The sequence below is a fragment of the Bacillus sp. HNG genome (assembly GCF_003400205.1).
Lineage (GTDB): Bacteria > Bacillota > Bacilli > Bacillales > Bacillaceae_L > Ferdinandcohnia.
Genome location: NZ_QUQV01000001.1, coordinates 190,101 through 207,791 on the forward strand (window position 1 = coordinate 190,101; position 17,691 = coordinate 207,791).

At 36.3% G+C, this 17,691-nt stretch carries 21 protein-coding genes and 1 riboswitch; of the genes, 12 read left to right on the forward strand and 9 right to left on the reverse strand.

The window, feature by feature from the left end:
* Nucleotides 1-44: 44 nt before the first annotated feature.
* From nadE to DZB84_RS00890, 3 genes are all read left to right on the forward strand, one after another.
* A complete protein-coding gene (gene nadE / locus DZB84_RS00880; protein WP_116350368.1) occupies nt 45-863 on the forward strand; it encodes an ammonia-dependent NAD(+) synthetase in 819 nt (272 codons plus the stop codon).
* 111 nt (nt 864-974) lie between these two features.
* Nucleotides 975-1,877, forward strand: coding sequence for a WD40/YVTN/BNR-like repeat-containing protein (locus DZB84_RS00885; RefSeq protein ID WP_116350369.1), 903 nt, complete (start codon nt 975-977; stop codon nt 1,875-1,877).
* On the forward strand, nt 1,870-2,697 hold the full coding sequence (locus tag DZB84_RS00890; RefSeq protein ID WP_116350370.1) for a hypothetical protein: 828 nt from the start codon (nt 1,870-1,872) through the stop codon (nt 2,695-2,697). The genes DZB84_RS00885 and DZB84_RS00890 overlap by 8 nt, the downstream gene beginning before the upstream one ends.
* Nucleotides 2,698-2,728: 31 nt before the next feature.
* Here the strand turns inward: DZB84_RS00890 and DZB84_RS00895 are convergent, their stop codons facing one another.
* The gene (locus DZB84_RS00895) at nt 2,729-2,944 is read right to left on the reverse strand and encodes a hypothetical protein (protein WP_116350371.1); all 216 of its coding nucleotides are present in this window, start codon (nt 2,942-2,944) and stop codon (nt 2,729-2,731) included.
* A 105-nt stretch (nt 2,945-3,049) separates the two neighbouring features.
* On the opposite strand from DZB84_RS00895, the gene DZB84_RS00900 reads away from it, so the two are divergent.
* Complete coding sequence (locus DZB84_RS00900; protein ID WP_116350372.1) at nt 3,050-3,628, forward strand: GNAT family N-acetyltransferase; 579 nt, start codon at nt 3,050-3,052, stop codon at nt 3,626-3,628.
* A 93-nt stretch (nt 3,629-3,721) separates the two neighbouring features.
* Here the strand turns inward: DZB84_RS00900 and DZB84_RS00905 are convergent, their stop codons facing one another.
* Both DZB84_RS00905 and DZB84_RS00910 read right to left on the reverse strand, forming a co-directional pair.
* Nucleotides 3,722-4,294: a DUF502 domain-containing protein gene (locus DZB84_RS00905; RefSeq protein WP_116350373.1), complete on the reverse strand. Its 573-nt coding sequence runs from the start codon at nt 4,292-4,294 to the stop codon at nt 3,722-3,724.
* A 115-nt stretch (nt 4,295-4,409) separates the two neighbouring features.
* The gene (locus DZB84_RS00910; protein WP_116350374.1) at nt 4,410-5,660 is read right to left on the reverse strand and encodes an MFS transporter; all 1,251 of its coding nucleotides are present in this window, start codon (nt 5,658-5,660) and stop codon (nt 4,410-4,412) included.
* Between the two features lie 211 nt (nt 5,661-5,871).
* Here DZB84_RS00910 and DZB84_RS00915 point away from each other — a divergent pair, with 211 nt between their 5' ends.
* Nucleotides 5,872-6,138: a phospholipase A2 family protein gene (locus tag DZB84_RS00915; RefSeq protein ID WP_116350375.1), complete on the forward strand. Its 267-nt coding sequence runs from the start codon at nt 5,872-5,874 to the stop codon at nt 6,136-6,138.
* 53 nt (nt 6,139-6,191) lie between these two features.
* Here DZB84_RS00915 and DZB84_RS00920 read toward each other — a convergent pair whose 3' ends face one another.
* Nucleotides 6,192-7,169 carry an aromatic ring-hydroxylating oxygenase subunit alpha gene (locus DZB84_RS00920; RefSeq protein ID WP_116350376.1) on the reverse strand — a complete coding sequence of 326 codons (978 nt, stop codon included), beginning with the start codon at nt 7,167-7,169 and terminating at the stop codon, nt 6,192-6,194.
* 274 nt (nt 7,170-7,443) lie between these two features.
* Between DZB84_RS00920 and DZB84_RS00925 the strand changes: the two genes are divergently transcribed.
* Nucleotides 7,444-8,781 (forward strand): uracil-xanthine permease family protein, encoded by a 1,338-nt coding sequence (locus DZB84_RS00925; protein WP_116350377.1) that lies wholly within the window; start codon nt 7,444-7,446, stop codon nt 8,779-8,781.
* A 183-nt stretch (nt 8,782-8,964) separates the two neighbouring features.
* On the opposite strand, the gene hmpA is transcribed toward DZB84_RS00925, so the two are convergent.
* A complete protein-coding gene (gene hmpA / locus DZB84_RS00930; RefSeq protein WP_116350378.1) occupies nt 8,965-10,185 on the reverse strand; it encodes an NO-inducible flavohemoprotein in 1,221 nt (406 codons plus the stop codon).
* A 172-nt stretch (nt 10,186-10,357) separates the two neighbouring features.
* Here hmpA and DZB84_RS00935 point away from each other — a divergent pair, with 172 nt between their 5' ends.
* Together DZB84_RS00935 and DZB84_RS00940 are read left to right on the forward strand one after the other, a co-directional pair.
* Entirely contained in the window at nt 10,358-10,804 is a 447-nt protein-coding gene (locus tag DZB84_RS00935; protein WP_116350379.1) for an RrF2 family transcriptional regulator, read from the forward strand.
* A 125-nt stretch (nt 10,805-10,929) separates the two neighbouring features.
* Nucleotides 10,930-11,376, forward strand: coding sequence for an RlpA-like double-psi beta-barrel domain-containing protein (locus DZB84_RS00940; RefSeq protein ID WP_116350380.1), 447 nt, complete (start codon nt 10,930-10,932; stop codon nt 11,374-11,376).
* A gap of 47 nt (nt 11,377-11,423) precedes the next feature.
* On the opposite strand, the gene DZB84_RS24755 is transcribed toward DZB84_RS00940, so the two are convergent.
* On the reverse strand, nt 11,424-11,564 hold the full coding sequence (locus DZB84_RS24755) for a hypothetical protein (RefSeq protein WP_189655101.1): 141 nt from the start codon (nt 11,562-11,564) through the stop codon (nt 11,424-11,426).
* A 123-nt stretch (nt 11,565-11,687) separates the two neighbouring features.
* Complete coding sequence (locus DZB84_RS00945) at nt 11,688-12,740, reverse strand: alpha/beta fold hydrolase (protein ID WP_116350381.1); 1,053 nt, start codon at nt 12,738-12,740, stop codon at nt 11,688-11,690.
* A gap of 189 nt (nt 12,741-12,929) precedes the next feature.
* On the opposite strand from DZB84_RS00945, the gene DZB84_RS25410 reads away from it, so the two are divergent.
* The 4 genes from DZB84_RS25410 to thiW all read left to right on the forward strand — a co-directional run bounded on the left by DZB84_RS25410 (nt 12,930) and on the right by thiW (nt 15,387).
* Nucleotides 12,930-13,061 (forward strand): hypothetical protein, encoded by a 132-nt coding sequence (locus DZB84_RS25410; protein WP_262983767.1) that lies wholly within the window; start codon nt 12,930-12,932, stop codon nt 13,059-13,061.
* A 115-nt stretch (nt 13,062-13,176) separates the two neighbouring features.
* A complete protein-coding gene (locus tag DZB84_RS00950) occupies nt 13,177-13,839 on the forward strand; it encodes a DNA alkylation repair protein (protein WP_116350382.1) in 663 nt (220 codons plus the stop codon).
* A 64-nt stretch (nt 13,840-13,903) separates the two neighbouring features.
* Nucleotides 13,904-14,009, forward strand: a riboswitch (TPP riboswitch).
* Nucleotides 14,010-14,100: 91 nt separating this feature from the next.
* On the forward strand, nt 14,101-14,862 hold the full coding sequence (locus tag DZB84_RS00955; protein ID WP_116350383.1) for a 3-oxoacyl-ACP reductase: 762 nt from the start codon (nt 14,101-14,103) through the stop codon (nt 14,860-14,862).
* Between the two features lie 21 nt (nt 14,863-14,883).
* Complete coding sequence (gene thiW, locus DZB84_RS00960) at nt 14,884-15,387, forward strand: energy coupling factor transporter S component ThiW (RefSeq protein WP_116350384.1); 504 nt, start codon at nt 14,884-14,886, stop codon at nt 15,385-15,387.
* Between the two features lie 38 nt (nt 15,388-15,425).
* Here the strand turns inward: thiW and DZB84_RS00965 are convergent, their stop codons facing one another.
* A complete protein-coding gene (locus DZB84_RS00965; protein WP_116350385.1) occupies nt 15,426-16,841 on the reverse strand; it encodes a Na+/H+ antiporter NhaC family protein in 1,416 nt (471 codons plus the stop codon).
* An 84-nt stretch (nt 16,842-16,925) separates the two neighbouring features.
* Nucleotides 16,926-17,633, reverse strand: a complete 708-nt coding sequence (locus DZB84_RS00970) for a DUF421 domain-containing protein (RefSeq protein WP_116350386.1) — start codon at nt 17,631-17,633, stop codon at nt 16,926-16,928.
* Nucleotides 17,634-17,691: the final 58 nt, after the last annotated feature.

A 17,691-nucleotide genomic window follows, 5' to 3' on the forward strand; every position in this document is an offset into this window, starting at 1 on the left:
CCAGTTTGTTGCGAAAAGACCATTTTAAAATGGAGGGATCTTTCATGAGTATTCAGCAACAGATAATCAAAGAATTACATGTAAAGCCAACAATTGACCCAAAAGAAGAAATTAAACGTAGGGTAAACTTTTTAAAGGAATATGTCATAAAAAGCAAAACGAATGGATTTGTACTAGGAATAAGTGGTGGACAGGATTCTACTTTAGCAGGGAAGCTTTGTCAAATGGCTGCCATGGAACTTCGAAATGAGGGGCATGAGGCCACATTTATTGCTGTTCGTTTGCCTTATCGTGTTCAAAAGGACGAAGAGGATGCAAAAGCAGCTCTTGCATTTATCAATCCAGACCGTGCAATCACCTTTGATATTGCAACTACTGTTGATGCCTTTGTGATGGAGTACAAGAAATCGACTTCTGAAGAGATCAATGATTTTAATAAGGGAAATGTAAAGGCAAGAGAAAGAATGATTGCTCAATATGCAGTTGGTGGGATGCATAATTTATTAGTGGTAGGAACCGACCATGCCGCTGAAGCAGTCACTGGTTTCTTCACTAAATATGGGGATGGGGGAGCCGACATCCTTCCATTAACAGGGTTAACCAAACGACAAGGACGTGCCCTTTTACAGGAGCTAGGTGCAGAGGAACGTCTGTATTTAAAGGTTCCAACAGCTGATTTATTAGACGTAAAACCATTGCAGGCTGATGAAACGGAGTTAGGGATTAGCTATGAAATTCTTGACGATTATTTGGAAGGAAAAACAGTTTCAAAAGAAGATGCAGAAAAAATAGAAAAACGCTATCAAATATCCAAACATAAACGACATTTGCCAGCAAGTATGTTTGATGACTGGTGGAAATAGTTCCGAGCCTGTTTCTGAAAAATTAGAGACAGGCTTTTTTCTATATGTGGCTATTGCTCGTTGGAAACTTTTGTTAAAATAAAGGGATAAAAGAACAAAGGAGTTTATCTTTTGAAAAATCTAATGATCGTGGTTTCAAGTTTAGTCATTCTGATTTTACTTATTTCCATTTTTCAATATGAAAAATCTTTTGATGAAACACAGCCTATGCAGGAGGATATTTCAAGTCCATCTAAAAATCGAGAGAGACCTGAGTCTTTACAACCAACCATTGTGACGGATTCAATTGGTTACACACTGCAAAATAATGAATTAAAGATTACATATGACAACGGGCAGGAGTGGGTTACAGTTCCAGTAGAAGTAGAGCAACTATTTAGTGGAGAATATAACGGAAACAAAACAGAACTTATGAATGACAGCTTTATTCTAACAGATAAAAGAGCATCTTTTATCTATATAGAAGATAGTATTAAACTAATTACATCACACGACAAGGGTGTAACATGGCAGGAATCAACGATCTATCAACATGCTCCAGCCATCAGATTTCGGAAAGTGGATTTCCTCAATGAAAAATTTGGATATGTTATTGTTTCTGGGGATCGAACAATGTCTCAGGAATGGTCAGCTGCATTCATCACAAATGACGGGGGAAAAACGTGGAGAGAAACAGCGTACCCAGGTACAACCAGGCTTTTATATAATGGTGGCTTTGTCGATGAAAACACTGGCTTCTTATCATACGGAATCATTAATCCGGAAGAACCTGATTTTTATATAACGTCAGATGCTGGATTTTCATGGAATAAAGCCACATTTTCTATCCCAGAAAAATTTGCTAAGGTTTTTGTAACGGCAGAGGTTCCATTCAAAGAAGATGGTCATCTTGCTGTTCTTCTTAACCAAGGACCTAATGGAGATTATATGGGTGGAAAGGTGAAAGGGAAATTTGTTTCATTTGATCGAGGATTGTCGTGGGAGTTCACATCGGAGGTAGCATCAAATGAATAATCATAAAAAAACAATAGGATCGTTCTTTTTTGTAATCGCAATCGGATTTTTTCTTCTTCAAATTGGCTATCTTTACCTCCATTCCAAATTTCTAATTGAGTATAGTGATAATCGATTATTTTACGTGATTAATATTTTCGTTGGTATTTTGTTAAGTCTGTCATTTTGGATGGTCCTGAACATAAAAAAGAAAGTAAGGATTCTTTACTCATTTGTATTTCTGTTGTTTATTATTTTTAATGTCATCATGCTTTTTAAACATCCGATCACCCAAATCATAAGTGTTTCACCTGATTTTGAGCATATATTCATAGTAAAAGAAAATAGGGAGGAAGCACATTATTATCGAACTTATTATGGAATTTTCGCTCGCCAAAAGGAGAATCTTCCATATCAAATGAATGGTGAATATAAAATTGATTGGCTAGCACCTGATGTTGCAGCGATGACCTATAAGGCGAAAGACAATTCAATTCACCAATATATTGGTACATATGGTGACCGAGGTAGAGGTGGATCGTATTATTATGTGGGTTCTGCCATACATGGCGAATGGAAGGGTACCAATTCTAAAATATGGACTGGCACAGATGGAATTTCCATCGAACATTCTGGAAATACGGAAACCTTTAGCTGGGATCATGTTATTCAATTTGGTACTATAGCAGTTGTTTTAGTTGAAAATAAAGAAGCTAAATGGACAATTGCGTTAAATGATGATTTTAAAATAGATCCTTCTACAGGAATAGGTGTATCAGGAACGATTAGTCTGTACAAGGCATCAATGGGGGACATTGAACTTATTACGCTTCAAAGATAAGAACGCACTCCTTTGGTGCGTTCCCTGTTTATTATCGTCTTTTCTTTTTCGAATCGTCAACTGCTTTCTTTTTCACAATCCGGTCTAACTCAACCTGGACATGAATATTTCTTTCATCAATATCGATTACTTTGGAAACTTTTCCTTTTTTTCCTTTTATTTTGATTGCGTCATCAACAGATGGCACCGTTTGCACTAGTTGGGTTAATAAAAGATTTTTATTTTCAAAGTAATGAACAACATACATGCTTATCACCTCTTAGAATTAGTTATAAGAGCCCAAATATTTACGTGATAATATATGTTTAAAAAATGTTTTGGTACATAAAATTCAAAATAAATTTAGGTGGGGATGAATTTGATTATAAGAGAATACAAGAGTACTGATGAGGTAGGATGGGTTCGCTGCAGGGTGTTGTCATTTTTAGATACTGCGTATTTTGATAATGTTCTGCAGGGGAAAGAAAAATACGAAAACCCGGCAATTGAATTAGTTGCGGTTGAAAATGGGCAAGTTCTTGGATTGTTGGACATTGAGTATGAAATTGAGGAAAGAACGATTTGTTCAAGAGGTAGTGGACTTGGAGGAATGTTATGGCACATTGCTGTTCATCCCGATTTTAGGAGGGAGGGAATAGGTGCACAATTGCTCAGAGAGGCTGAACAAATAGCAAAAATAAAGAATTTAAATCGACTTGAAGCATGGACGAGAAATGACAAGTGGGTTCAAAATTGGTACGAAAAATTTGGATTTCGAAGGGTAGATTCCTATTTGCATGTTTATCTTGAAGGGAATGAAGAACTTCAGAGCAATATTCCTGACCTAATCCCAATGCATACGTTCGCCCATTATGTAGGAAAGAATCATCAAATGATAAAAGGAAAGTTTTCCCGAGTTCATGAATGTGTTTGTTATGAAAAAACGTTGTAGTTTTACATAATAATATTATGTAAACAAGCATAATGAACGTACAAATTATTCCTGTTTGTACGTTCACTTTTGATTGATAAAAGCTATATCGTTTTATTTTGATGTCATCCCACCAGAAACTACAAATTTCATTGCATCCTCAGGCTTAACGTCAATAATTTCCACTTCATCCTTGGGAATTAAAAAGGTGAAACCAGCAATTTGAAAAGTTTGCTGAATATAAACAGCGACATAGTCCTTCAATGGATCATAAAAACTTTCGACATCTTCAGTCGTAATAAAACCAATTGCTTTTACGTCTGTACCTGGTATTGTCACAAGTGCAACCTTTGAAAATGACTTCTTTTCACCAAGAAAGGAATTGAATGTATCCTTAATAACAGAGTATAGAGTTTTAATTAACGGAATTCTTTCTAACAATCTGTCAATCAAACGGAAAATAGCTCCCGCAAATACTTTCGTTGATAACCAGCCTAGAATCGTAATGACGACAAACGTGAGTACTAATCCAATTCCGGGGATATAATCCTCTCTCAAATACGGCTTCAGGAAATTCCCTAAAATCCCATCTAAAAACAAAAAGACTTTAAAAACTACATACACAACTAAAATAATCGGAACAATTGTCAAAATTCCATTAATAAAATTTCGTAAGATGCTTTTCATTTATATTTCTCCTTAAATCCCTTTTGTGTTGCTTAAAGATTTTACACCATGGTCAAACCAGAATACAAATGTCCATAGTTCTATTTTTAGGCGTTTTTAAAGGGCAAACTTTGGATTAGCTTGCCCTATTATCAACTAATTTTATTCGATTCGGTTCAGGCAATAAAAGATTCATAATGGCTGCTGCCAGAACAATTAAGATTGATATATAAAGAGATAACTCATAATTACCATGATTACTATATAATAGTCCTGGAATATAGGCACCTAATGCCGATCCAATTTGATGGCTAAGAGATAAACACCCCACAATAAATCCAATTGAATAGTTTTTAAAATATTGAGTTAACAATAATTGAGTGGGTGCAACAGTAGCAAAATCAACGAATCCAAAAATAGCTGCAAATATTAACAATAACACAGTGTTGTGAGAGTAAACTAGAATACCTATTGATAAAGCACGTGTAAAATAAATAAAAACTAATAGTTTACGGCTACTCCAATAATCAATGATAACACCAGAAAGCAAGATTCCAACAATATTACAAGCAGCTAAAATACTTACTGCTGTGCCTGTTACAGTTGCCGAAAAGCCATGGTGGTGGGATAAAGGAATTAGGTGTGTATCCATCAAACCCGTTGTCGTAAATCCACAGACAGCAAAAGGTAACATTAAAAACCAGAATTGGCGCATTTTAAACAGAACTTTAAGTGAGACAGATTTCTTTACAGGTTCAGTCTCAGATTCTTCTTTCTCATTGATTTTTCCGCCCAAAGGCTCCATTTCTTTTTCATCGGGATGGTTGCGTAAAAAGAAGAATACGACAGGGAATACGATGACGATTAACAGAGCACCTAAAATAAAGATTGTGGTCCTCCAATCAAACCAAAGAATTAACATAAGAGAGCCAGGAACAAGGAGCATTTGTCCAAATCCAAAGCCAGCTTCCATAATCCCTAACGCTAGACCACGTTTTTTATTAAACCAATTCATAATAAGAACTGTGCCAGCTACGTTCGATGCACCGCCAACACCCACTGATACTAGCGAATAAAGTACGAATAATTGCCAAGGCTGCGTAACAAAAGTGATGAAAAAGAAGCTGATTCCTACAATAAACGTACTAATAGATAAAATAAGGCGCGCACCATATCTGTCTATGAATCTCCCAATAAAAGGTTGTGATAGACCATAAATGACAAAACTTATGGTTGAAATGAGAGAAGTTGTCGCCCTGTCCATATGTAAGTCCTGCTCCCAAGGCTCAACAAACGCTCCGAATGCTAATCTTCCTCCTTGAACTGCTAAAAATGCGAGGAATGTCACAAATACAATCATCCACGCATAATGAAATTTTCCCTTCATCTTGATCTCCTTCGTCTGATGTAAAAGTATAGGGACAATGTTTAAGATTCTATTTGCCCTTGATAATATTAATGTTATACTATCAAATTTTTATCAGACTTTTCAATTCTTTTTTAATAGTCTTAAAGCTATCCGTTGTAAAAGCCCTTCCTTTCCAAAAACAAACACATATTTTAGTAATATAATTTGTACTAAAAAGGAGGGGAGAGTGATGAGAGACAGAAGAGGATTACGTTTTTGTATGCCTGGCTATAGATGGTGTGGTCCAGGCTGTGGTGGCTCTGGTCCACCGACGAATCAGGTAGATTCATGTTGTATGAGACATGACCTATGCTATCGACGATATGGCCCGTCACGGGAATGTGACCTAGCATTTATGGAGTGTTTACAAAAACAAAGAAACCAATATACAAAAGAGGGAAGAGATGCAGCATTATTTTATCGTGTAATTAGATTTCGAAATATATTTAGGCAATAAAAAAGGGTGCCAATCAAATCCTATAAAAATAGGGATTGGCACTTTTTTCTAGATTAGGCAGTTCCAAGAGTAACGCCGATTTTTTTCAAATATTGACGATATGCAATACTCATACGATCAGATTTTAAGGAAAGCTCAACCTGTAGATCTAATGGAAGATCTTCCGGCTTTTGATTTTCAACAATGGGCTTGTCCTGTGCAAAAATCATATCCTGGAACTTAACCGTTTCTTCATCAGTTGTTCCCGTGTCATAGTTAAAGGAAATAATACCATGTGCAATTGATTTTCCTTCTGTTACAGGTTGAATCATTAGCACAATTGACATTTTATTATCATTATCAGGGTCTCTCTTCGTAAATTGAACAACAAGAGGATTGAATATTTCATACGTATAATAAACATCCTTAGCCACCCCAGTTCCATCTGGATCTGGTTGGAAGATCGCAATCTCATCAGAATAGATAGTCTCTTCATCTTGGTGAACATTATAATCACCAATTACAGGTTTCTCTTGAACACCTAGAAACCCTTCATGAACAAATGCCAGATGACCAACATCAAGGAAGTTCTCTACAACCCTTGGTGGGTTCGCCTTGATTTCGGTTTGCCCCCATAACACATTATGGTAACTTTCATCAAGGAATGGACGATAAGTAAACATTTTTGGATTATTATTATTTAAATTCACCCATACATAGCCATATTCTTCACGGCAAGAATACTTAATTGCCTTCGCTTTTAATGGAATCTTTCTTCCTTCAGGTAATTGAGGAATCTTTGTACAATCTCCTTTAGAGTTATATTCCCAACCATGGTATGGACAAACGAGCTGTCCGTCTTTTACACATCCTAATGAAAGAGCAGCACCACGGTGTATACAAAGGTCTTTAAAAGCATGAACACCTTCTTCTGTTCTAAATAAAACAATTCTTTCACCTAACACGATCACTTGTTGTGGTTCTTCTTTAATATCAACAGCTTTTGCTGCAACTACCCATTGATCTCTTAATACTTGGTCTTCAACTAACATGACCAATCCTCCTTAATTTGTGTATTCCCTCATTACATTTTATATAGGGAAAGGATTGAAGTCAACAAAAACCGAACATTAATAAAATAATAAAATAAAATATTCGTATTTAGTATTTACATTTTTAAAAACCTTTTTTATAATGCAAATATGTTATACAACATGTGAATAGTGGTATCACCTAAATTTATGCTTGTATTGCATGGTCGTAGGAGTTTTTACTCTAAAACAAAATTATTTAAGATTACTAATTTCATAAAATGGGGGAAGAAAAGTGGACCAAAATTCACAAAATCCGAACTTAGCCGTCGGAGTCAATGACAAAATTAGTGTTGGGAAATCACTGTTACTAGGTTTTCAACACGTTCTAGCAATGGATCTATACATTGCTCCAATTATTATTGCAGGCCTTCTAGCATTGAACACAATGAATACAACATACTTTATTCAAATGTGTTTTCTTGCAGCTGGTATTGCCACACTTATTCAAACAATTGGTGGTTTAAAGTTACCTGTTGTTCAAGGTCCATCATATGTTCCAATTGGTGCCCTTGCAGCGATCGGTGGAAAGTTGGGGCTAGGAGCTGTATTCGGAAGTTTAATACCAGGGGCTTTATTAATTGCCATTCTAGGTTACCCACTAAAAGTCTTTGCAAAAACAGTGAGAAAAATTATTCCTCCACTAGTAGGGGGTACTGTAATTGTCATAGTTGGAATTTCATTAATGCCGAGTGCATTTAATAGCATTTACACTTCTCCAGGAAATGTGGGACATAATGTGATTGTCGCCGCTGTTTCAGCAGGAGTTTTATTGGTGTTTATGTTACTTGGTCGGAAAAAATCGGGGTATGGAACATTTTTCCGTTTAGTATCCGTTATTTTGGCGATTCTAGTCGGAACTATCACAGCGTCATTCTTTGGGACTGTAGATTTTTCAGTTGTTAAGGAAGCAAAGTGGATTTCATTACCAAGCTTCTTCCCATTTGGACAACCTATTTTTGATCTTCAAGCGATATTAACAATGGTATTTATCTATATGATTATTTTGATTGAAACAACTGGGACTTGGTTTGTTGTATCAACAGTAACAGGTGAAGAGTTAGATGACCAACGTTTGAATCGAGGGTCTGTAGGCGAAGGGATTGGCTGTTTTGTAGGTTCTTTAGTTGGTGGAACACCAGTAACAGGTTATTCGTCTAATGCTGGTATAATTGCAATTACTGGTGTTGCTAGCCGTATGGCAATCATTGCGGCAGGGGTTATTTTAATTTTCTTAGGGCTTATACCGAAGCTTTCTGCAATTATTACTTGTATTCCTCAGCCTGTTATCCAAGGTATTTTTGGAGTAGTTTGTGTGGCAATCGTAATGAACGGTTTAAAGGTAATTCAACATGTTACGATTGATGACCGTAATATGATTGTAATCGGCGTTCCTATTCTTTTAACGGTTGGAACAATTGTATTACCAAAAGAGATTCTTTACAGTGTTCCTGATTTTGCAAACTATATTCTTTCTTCTGGTACAGCTGTTGGTGCAATCGCGGTATTGATCCTCAATTTGCTCATTCCTGAGGAAAGGAAGAAAAAGATTAAAACTGAATCCTTATCATAGTCGTAAAAGCCATCTAGTAAAAGCTAGGTGGCTTTTTCTAATTTAAATAGGCTGTTTTCACAAAAACTTTGTTGTTTTTGACACATTTGTTTTAACCAATACCAACAATCTTTTAGAAAAAAGCCTTTTAAAAAAACCTCCATTTCATCTTAGAAATGGAGAGTTTTAAAAAGAATATTTATTTTATGCGGTTACTGCTTCTGAGGATTCTTCTAATTCACTAGCAGGACCAAAGAATTCGAAGTGAATATTTTCAGATACAACTCCCCATTCTTTTAATGAGCGATACATCATTTTCATAAATGGTTCCGGTCCACAGAAGTAGAAGTCTGCTTCTGTTGTTCCAACAGTTGCTTTTAACCAATCAAGGTCAACGAATCCTTCCTTATCATAGTTCATGTCTTGACGATCTTGGTCAGAAGGGGCAGAATAAGCAACGAAATTCTTCACATTCTCATTTTTTGATGCAAGTTCTGCAACCTCATCTTTTAATGCGTGAACCTCACTATTAAGTGCACCATGAATAAACATAACCTCACGTTCAGGCTGTTGCTCTACAATTGTATTTAACATACTGACCATTGGTGTTAATCCAACACCACCACTTAATAAAATTGCAGGTGATTCTTTTGCTTGAAGAACGAAATCACCAGCTGGAGCACTTACTGTGATCACATCGCCTTTGTTAATTTCCTGGTGTAAGTAATTTGAAACAACACCATGTTCTTCACGTTTGACACTAATTCTGTAATAGTCTTTACCCGGTGCGTCTGAAAGGCTATAGTGGCGGATATGTGTATATTCATCACCTTCAGGCTGAACTTTAACAGTTAAGTATTGACCGGCTTGATAAGATGCAATTTCTTTTCCATCCTCAGGCTTTAAATAGAAGGAAGTAATAACTTCACTTTCTTTCACTTTACGGTCTACAACAAAGTTTTTGAAACCTTCCCAACCTCCAGGCTGTTTCTTTGCTTCTTTATACATTTCTTTTTCCACTCCGATGAACGCATCTGCAATTGCTCCATAAGCTTCAGCCCAAGCGTTGATGTTTTCATCTGTTGCGGCATCGCCTAATACTTCTTTAATTGCACCAAGTAGGTTTTCACCGACGATTGGATAATGTTCAGGTTGGATACCTAACGCGCGGTGTTTTTGTGCAATTTGTTTAACAACAGGAAGAATAGCTCCTAAGTTATCAATATGAGCAGCTGCAGCATAAACTGCGTTTGCTAAAGCTGTTTGCTGACGGCCTTGTCTTTGATTGGCATGGTTGAAAATATTTAATAATTCTGGGTTATTTTTAAACATACGCTTATAAAAATGAGTTGTAATATCTTTACCGTATTTTTCAAGTACTGGAACTGTGCTTTTTACGATTTCAATTGTTTGTTGAGTTAGCATGATATGACGTCCTTTCAAAACAAATATTTAAAATACATGTTTATAATATAACGACAGTGCAAATAAAAGATACCTTTTTAATACATCTTTTAAAAAGTTGTCACATTTACAGTGAAAACAGGACTTTCGTGCTATACTTATTAAGAACTCATCAATATAAGGAGTTTTTTAAATGAAGTTAACTAATTATACGGATTATTCGTTACGCGTTTTAATGTATTTGGCAATGAAAAATGAAGAAGAATTGTGTACAATTCAAGAAATCGCAGAAGCTTATAATATATCAAAAAACCATTTAATGAAAATCATTCATCATCTAGGAAAACTAGGGTACATCAAAACCATTCGTGGACGGAATGGGGGCTTTAGGCTTGCGAAGCATCCAAAAGATATTAATATTGGGGAAGTCGTTTCGAATACAGAGGACGACTTCAATATCGTGGACTGCTTTAAAGAGGGAGGGGGCTACTGCTCCATTTCACCATCTTGTAAACTAAAACATGCTTTAAATGAAGCATTACAGGCATTCATAAATGTATTAAATGGCTATACGTTAGAAGATTTAGTGACGAATAAATCAGACTTGCTCAATTTATTTCACATTCAGGATCAGAAATAAAGAAATTCCATGTCCACAAAGAGGTCTAAGTAGAACTCTCCAACAGGAACCAATAGTAGTCGTTTTACATACATTTAAGTAGACGAAGTAATTAGAAAATTGGTTTTTAAAGGAGAAGGAGAGAGATGATAAATCAGACGTCTGGTTTTTACTGCCCTTATTGTCACGGATACTTAGAACCACGGAACATGTATGATGAATATTACTATCACCAGTACGTACAACAGTACCCAACACCTTACTATGGCTGGGATTGGAATCGAAATCCCGATACGATTTTAGGAAAAGCTACTTGGACATGGGGAGGAACACCAACAAAATGTGAAATGGGTTGGTCCTATGACAACAACATGACTGTAGCGGTAGGAGAAAATAGTCCATTTAAATGTGGTCAGCGTTTACGAATCCGAAATGTTTCTTTTGTTCCGAATCAAGACGTAATCGTAACAGTAGTTGATCAGGTGAAGAAATATCCAGCAAATCGAATTAACCTTCACCGCAAAGCATTTGAAGCATTGGGTGCATCACCAAGTGTTGGCGTCTTAAATGTAGAAATTACACCCCTCGACTAATATTGACTAAAGGAGAACAATAACCATTGTCCTCCTTTTTCAATTTATTACTCTACATCCGTTTTATTGATGGGTTTGCGATGATTTTCCTCATCATTTTCCTCAAGAAGATGCTCTGAATGCAAGGCATCATAAGCAGGGTTTGTAATATAAAGAACCTGGTTCTTTACATGTTCATCTTTCTTCATAGATTTCCATCCTTTCCCATATGTTATTTTATTAATATGGCTTTTTGGAGTTCATTTTACACATTCTAATCACATAAAAAAGCCATCTCGAAAGATGGCTAAATTTTATTAAACTGTACTATTTTATACCGGTGTGTTTAATAGTTCGTTAAGATGTTTGTCAATCTGGTCAAAGTAATCCGGTCCTTCTACACCAAATAAGGCAAAATGACCGCAAATACTTTTGATTAATCGAAGTTCACTGTTCGGAATCATTTTTTGTTCGTCCTCACAGTCTCGTGGAGGGAAGAACATGTCCTCATCTACCGGCATAACAAAGGTTTTTGCTTTGATTCTTCCAAGTGCCTCTTCTAGATTTCCGTTTGTCATTCGACTTACATCCCCACGTTGCCATTTCCATGCCATCGTTAGCAACGCATTTGGGTCCATAGCCGCAAAAAGTGGCTGTAAAAAGTCGTTAACAAATTCGTTAACCGAATTGACTCCAAATAGGCGCCATTTTTCTTGTTTATAAAATTCTGTGCTAAGCCCCATAACAGCCCATATTTTTGCATGTCTATTTAATCCTTCGACTACATCCGTACAAGACTGATAGTTTCCGTTATTCCAGCCTGGATCTGAAGTGATGGATTCTATTAAAGTTTCTGTAAAGATGAAATCGTGTGTCGTATTTTTAGCAGTTCCAGCAATTGGTGCAGCACGTTTGACCATATCCGGATATCTCACAGCCCATTCATATGTCTGTTGGGCTCCCATCGAACCACCAACAACTAACGCAATTTCTTGAATACCGTATTTTTCAGTTAGGAATTGATGCTGAGCACGCACATCATCACTAATTCTAACCTTCGGGAAGTTTTCCATACTAATCGGAGCAGGACTGTTATGTGGGGAACTTGATAGTCCATTTCCAATTTGGTTGATAATTACAATAAAGGATTTACTAGGATCTAGTGCTCTTCCTTCGCCTATATATGGCTCATAGGCCTTGTTTGTACCGGAAAACCAAGTAGGGACGACAATTACATTATCCTTCGCATCGTTTAGTTCACCGAATGTCGCATAGGCAAGTTGACAGTTTGGAATCATTCCACCATCTTCTAGCGTAAAATCCCCTAAATTATGAAGTTCATAAGGACCGTGGAATTCTTGGCTATAAAATGAATTCTCAATCAAAGTGGGAACCACCTTTCTTTTTTGATTCTACTAATACAATATATATAAAAGAAATCTATGCTTAAGAACTACTAGGTGGACAAACTTTTTAATAATCTTAAATATTTTTTTGAAAAGTAAGCACATTTTCGTTTCCCCTTCATATACTACTTATTGTGTGAGAAAACTGTTAGAAGGGAAGTACGGAAGATGAGCAACGAGATTAAAACACCTGTTTCAAATGATTACAAAGACAAAGAGGGCTACAAAGTTATCGAAGTAAACCTTAACAATCCAACAGAAAATTTATTTGCTGTTGTTACTCCTATAAAGATGCAGTGATGTACTCTAAATACTATCTTTTCGTACGTATTCTACATAGAAAAGATGGTATTTTTTATTTTGCTTATAAAAGGCAATAAAGTACAATAAAGGAAACGTACTAAGGGAGTATGATATGAACAAATTAAATGAACTTGTTGACTTATTTGAAACTAATAGAAATGAAGAAAATGCAGAACCAATGAAGAAATATATGAAAAACCTTTTCCCATTCCTTGGAATAAAAACACCGTTAAGAAGACAATTAATGCGTGACTTTTATAAAGAAACAGGTATTTTACAGCAAGAAATTAATCTCGAGCTTGTCAAGCAATTGTGGATGAAAGAAGAACGCGAATATCAATATGCAGCTTTAGACTATTTAGTCAGGTCTATAAAGAAAATAAATTACAGCCATTTGCTATTTATAGAGAATCTCATTATCACAAAATCTTGGTGGGATACGGTCGATGTTCTTGCCCCACATCTTATTGGAAAAATCGCTAAAGATACACCCAGCATAATTGAGGAAAAAATTGAAATATGGGCATTTAGTGACAACATATGGCTAAAACGTTCATCGGTATTATTTCAATTAAAATATAAACTAGAAACAAATGAAACATACCTATACAAATACATAAGAGCCAATGCAGATAGTAAGGAATTTTTCATTCAAAAGGCAATCGGTTGGGCATTAAGTGAATACTCAAAGACGAACCCAGATTCAGTTCGTGAATTTATAAATGAAACAACATTGGCGAAGTTGAGCATTAGAGAGGGGAGTAAATATATTTAAGGGATGGTAATCAAATACCTTTACATTTTTGTCCGAACATACTATGCTTATAGAAAGAATATTCGCAAACTACTAGGGGTGCCCGATTGGGCTGAGAGAAAAACGACGTTTTTTAACCCTTTGGACCTGATCCGGGTAATACCGGCGGAGGAAAGTAGAGTGGAAAACTTCCATTTTTTCTTGCTACCTAAGCCAGGTCCATTTATGTGGGTCTGGCTTTTTTGCGTATTTCTTATCTTACCATATTAGGAGGCTACTAGAATGAAGTTACAAAATCAGGTTGTTCTCGTTACCGGTGGTGCACGTGGACTGGGAATGGAAATTGTAAAAGGATTTGCAAATGAAGGAGCGAAAGTGGTTATCAATTACTTCAAAAGTGAAGCCAAAGCTCATTCTCTAAAAGAAGAAATTGGTGAAAACGCGCTTGCGATTCAAGCAGATGTGAGAAATCGTGAGCAGGTAGAGAACTTGTTTATTGAAGCGAAAAAGCATTTTGATCAACCTATAACAACAGTTGTTAATAACGCTTTAATTAATTTCCGTTTTGACCCCATTGCAAGAAAAAACGCAGAAGATATTTCTTGGGAGGATTATCACACACAGCTTGAAGGTGCAATACGAGGAGCTTTACATACGACTCAGGCTGCGGTTACTGACATGAAGGAATTAGGCTTTGGTCGAATTGTGACAATTGGTACAAATCTCTTTCAAAATCCTGTCGTTGCTTATCACGATTACAACACCAGTAAGGCAGCACTTTTAGGATTTACTCGGAACATGGCAAAAGACCTTGGTGTATATGGCATTAACGTAAACATGATATCAGGAGGTTTACTTCAAACAACAGATGCAAGTTCAGCAACTTCTGAAGAGGTTTTCCAATTAATTAAGAATTCTACACCCCTTCAAAAAGTCACGACACCAGAGGATGTTGCGAATGCGGTTCTTTTCTTTGCATCTTCATGGAGTAAAGGAGTAACTGGGCAGAACCTTGTCGTTGATGGTGGATTAGTAATGGACTAACATTTCAAAGGAGGATTCACAATGAATAAAACTTTAAAAATGACAATCACAGCGATGTTTGTCGCAATAGGAACAGTTACAAGCCATTTGTTTGCGATACCAATCGGATTTACAAAAGTGTTTCCAATGCAGCATTTTATTAACGTATTGTCGGCAGTCATTTTGGGCCCAGCATACGCAGTACTTCAAGCTTTTTCAGTATCTTTACTTCGAAACATGCTAGGTACGGGTTCGTTATTTGCTTTTCCAGGAAGTATGATTGGAGCCTTTTTAGCAGCCTATTTATATTCAAAAACAAAGAAAGTTTCTATGGCAATGACCGGTGAAATCGTCGGAACCGGACTATTGGGCGCGATGGCTTGTTATCCAATCGCCACACTCATTCTTGGTCAAGATGCTGCGCTTTTTGGATTCGTACCATCGTTTATTTTTAGCTCAATTGCAGGTTCTATCTTTGGGTTTATTATCGTTGGCATCGTATTAAAAAACCCTGCCTTTAAAACATACCAAGAACGTAATCTTTAACATCGGAAAAAGACTAAACAGTTAGCGTTTAGTCTTTTTTAAATCATTAAACCACCTACGATATATAGAGCTGTTGCAAGTATCCCACCAATCGCTGAAACTTTTAATTTGTATTGAGCATAGTCAACTAGGTCCAAATCTAAAATCGATGCTGTTGTAATGGTTGTATCACCAAGAGGGGAAGTCAACGCCCCAAATGCTCCACTCGCAAAAACAGCTCCAACGGTTAATGGGATCGAGGCACCTGTCGACAAAGCTAGCGCAATCCCAAGCGGCATAAATAAACCCCATGTTCCCCAAGAGGATCCAATAAAATAGCCAACAACAGAGCCGATTATAAAAATCGTTGCAGGAGTTAAAAAGCCGGGTAGAAATGAACCTAAGGTTGAACTAATAAATACAGAAAAACCGAGTTCTTCAGCTGATAAAGTTAGGGCCCATATTAGGATAAGGAGGCTAATCGCCTGCATCATTTGATTCCCGCCATCGTAAAAATGATACATAATTTCATGTAATTTCTGTTTTCGAATCACATAAAAGACAAATGTAAAAATGAGGGTGATGAAGACAGCTAACAGCATCACAAAAGTAGCATCAGCCATCGAAAATGCCTCAAAAACCGTTTCGGCTCCGAGTGATTTACCATCCTCCCATAATAGATAAAGCGATAATCCTAATAATAGAAATACTGGAACTATTAAATTCCAAGGCTGAGCTTTTACAAGCGATAACTCTTTTTTTATCCCCATACGGTGAAATTCGTGCTCATTTTCTTCTTGGTCCTGATTTTTATCAGAATTGGACTTTGTTTTGGATGGCCATAATGTTTGAATGATTCCAATAAGAAGCATTGCAATTGCATAAAAATTGAAAAGGATGCTTAATAGGAAAACTTCATAAGCGGACATACCTAAGTCAAGACCTTTGATACCACCTTCAACAAGTGAAACCATAAAGCCAACAAACGCAGTAGCAACTGGTAAAAGTACGATTACCGATTCGGTGGAAATATCTAATGTCATGCCGACCTTCTGTTTTGATAGGTTCATTTTTTTGATGAGTTGTTTAATTATAGGCCCAATCATCATAATCCGAAACATTGGCATCATAAAAGTAAAAGGGAGGGTGAGCCAAATTAAACCAAGCAAGCCTCGCTCGCTTTTAATTTTTTCCCCAATCCATTCTGTAAATCCTTTAATACCTCCAGCGATATTCATCATTCCAACTAAACCACCGAACACATACAAAAAACTTACGATTTTAATATTGGTTGGATCTGATAAAGTGGTCACGATATATGTTATCGATTGCTGCGTTCCAGCTAATAAATCAGATGTAACAAGAATCGCACCAACTAATAATCCTAAAATAAGTCCAGGTAAAATATCCTTTAACCAAATCGCCATACCGATTACAATTAAAAAAGGAATTAGAGAGAGCCATGAATATTCCAAACCAATATCCTCCAATATATAAAAATGTTCATTTGGTTAGTATGACCAATTTTGGATGGGAGTATTTTGAATGCGTTAGTCTCTCTAATGATATAGAAATAATCTAACATTTTCATTTTCATCTATTGTTCCAAGTAAAATTTCATTAAGTGTTATATTCTTAATGGTTGCTTGGAGTTTTTGCAATAGCCAATCTTCGTTTTTTCCAATTTCGTTTAATACATTTTGATCGATCTTTTTCTCCTTAATAATGGTCTTAGGATATTGAAATGGTTGAATAGGGGCATTAAAGGAATTCGGAGTTAACGGTTGGTGTTCACTTTTTAAAAAAATCGATACAGATCCGCCAGGCTCCCAAGAAGCTAAAGCAACCTTCTGAATATCTTCTATTTTATCCATCCTTAATTCTGATAAAAGAACATCGATTGAAATCCTAGCTTTGTTCAAATTTTTATAAAGCACCTTCCCGTTTTCAATTAGTGGAATCGGTGCAGGAATAAACAACTTTCTTATCCTATTTGACCGTAGACTTAATAAAATACCAATCAAATAAAGAATCAAGATAACGGTCATCGTAATCATCGACCCTTTTAAACCTAACCCCTCATCTGATAATGGATGAGCAATTATATTTCCAATTAGTAACACAATCACAAAGTCGAGCAGACCGACCTGTGAAATCGTTCGTTGCCCCATCATTCTAGCTACTACGATAAAAAACACGAAGCCGACAATTGCTCTAAGAATCCATTCAACAGCAGTGAGATGGTCTTGCGAGGCAAAAAAATGCATAAATACTCCACCTTAACCTAAATTTTCCTAATTAGTTTTTACCTATTTCATGATTACT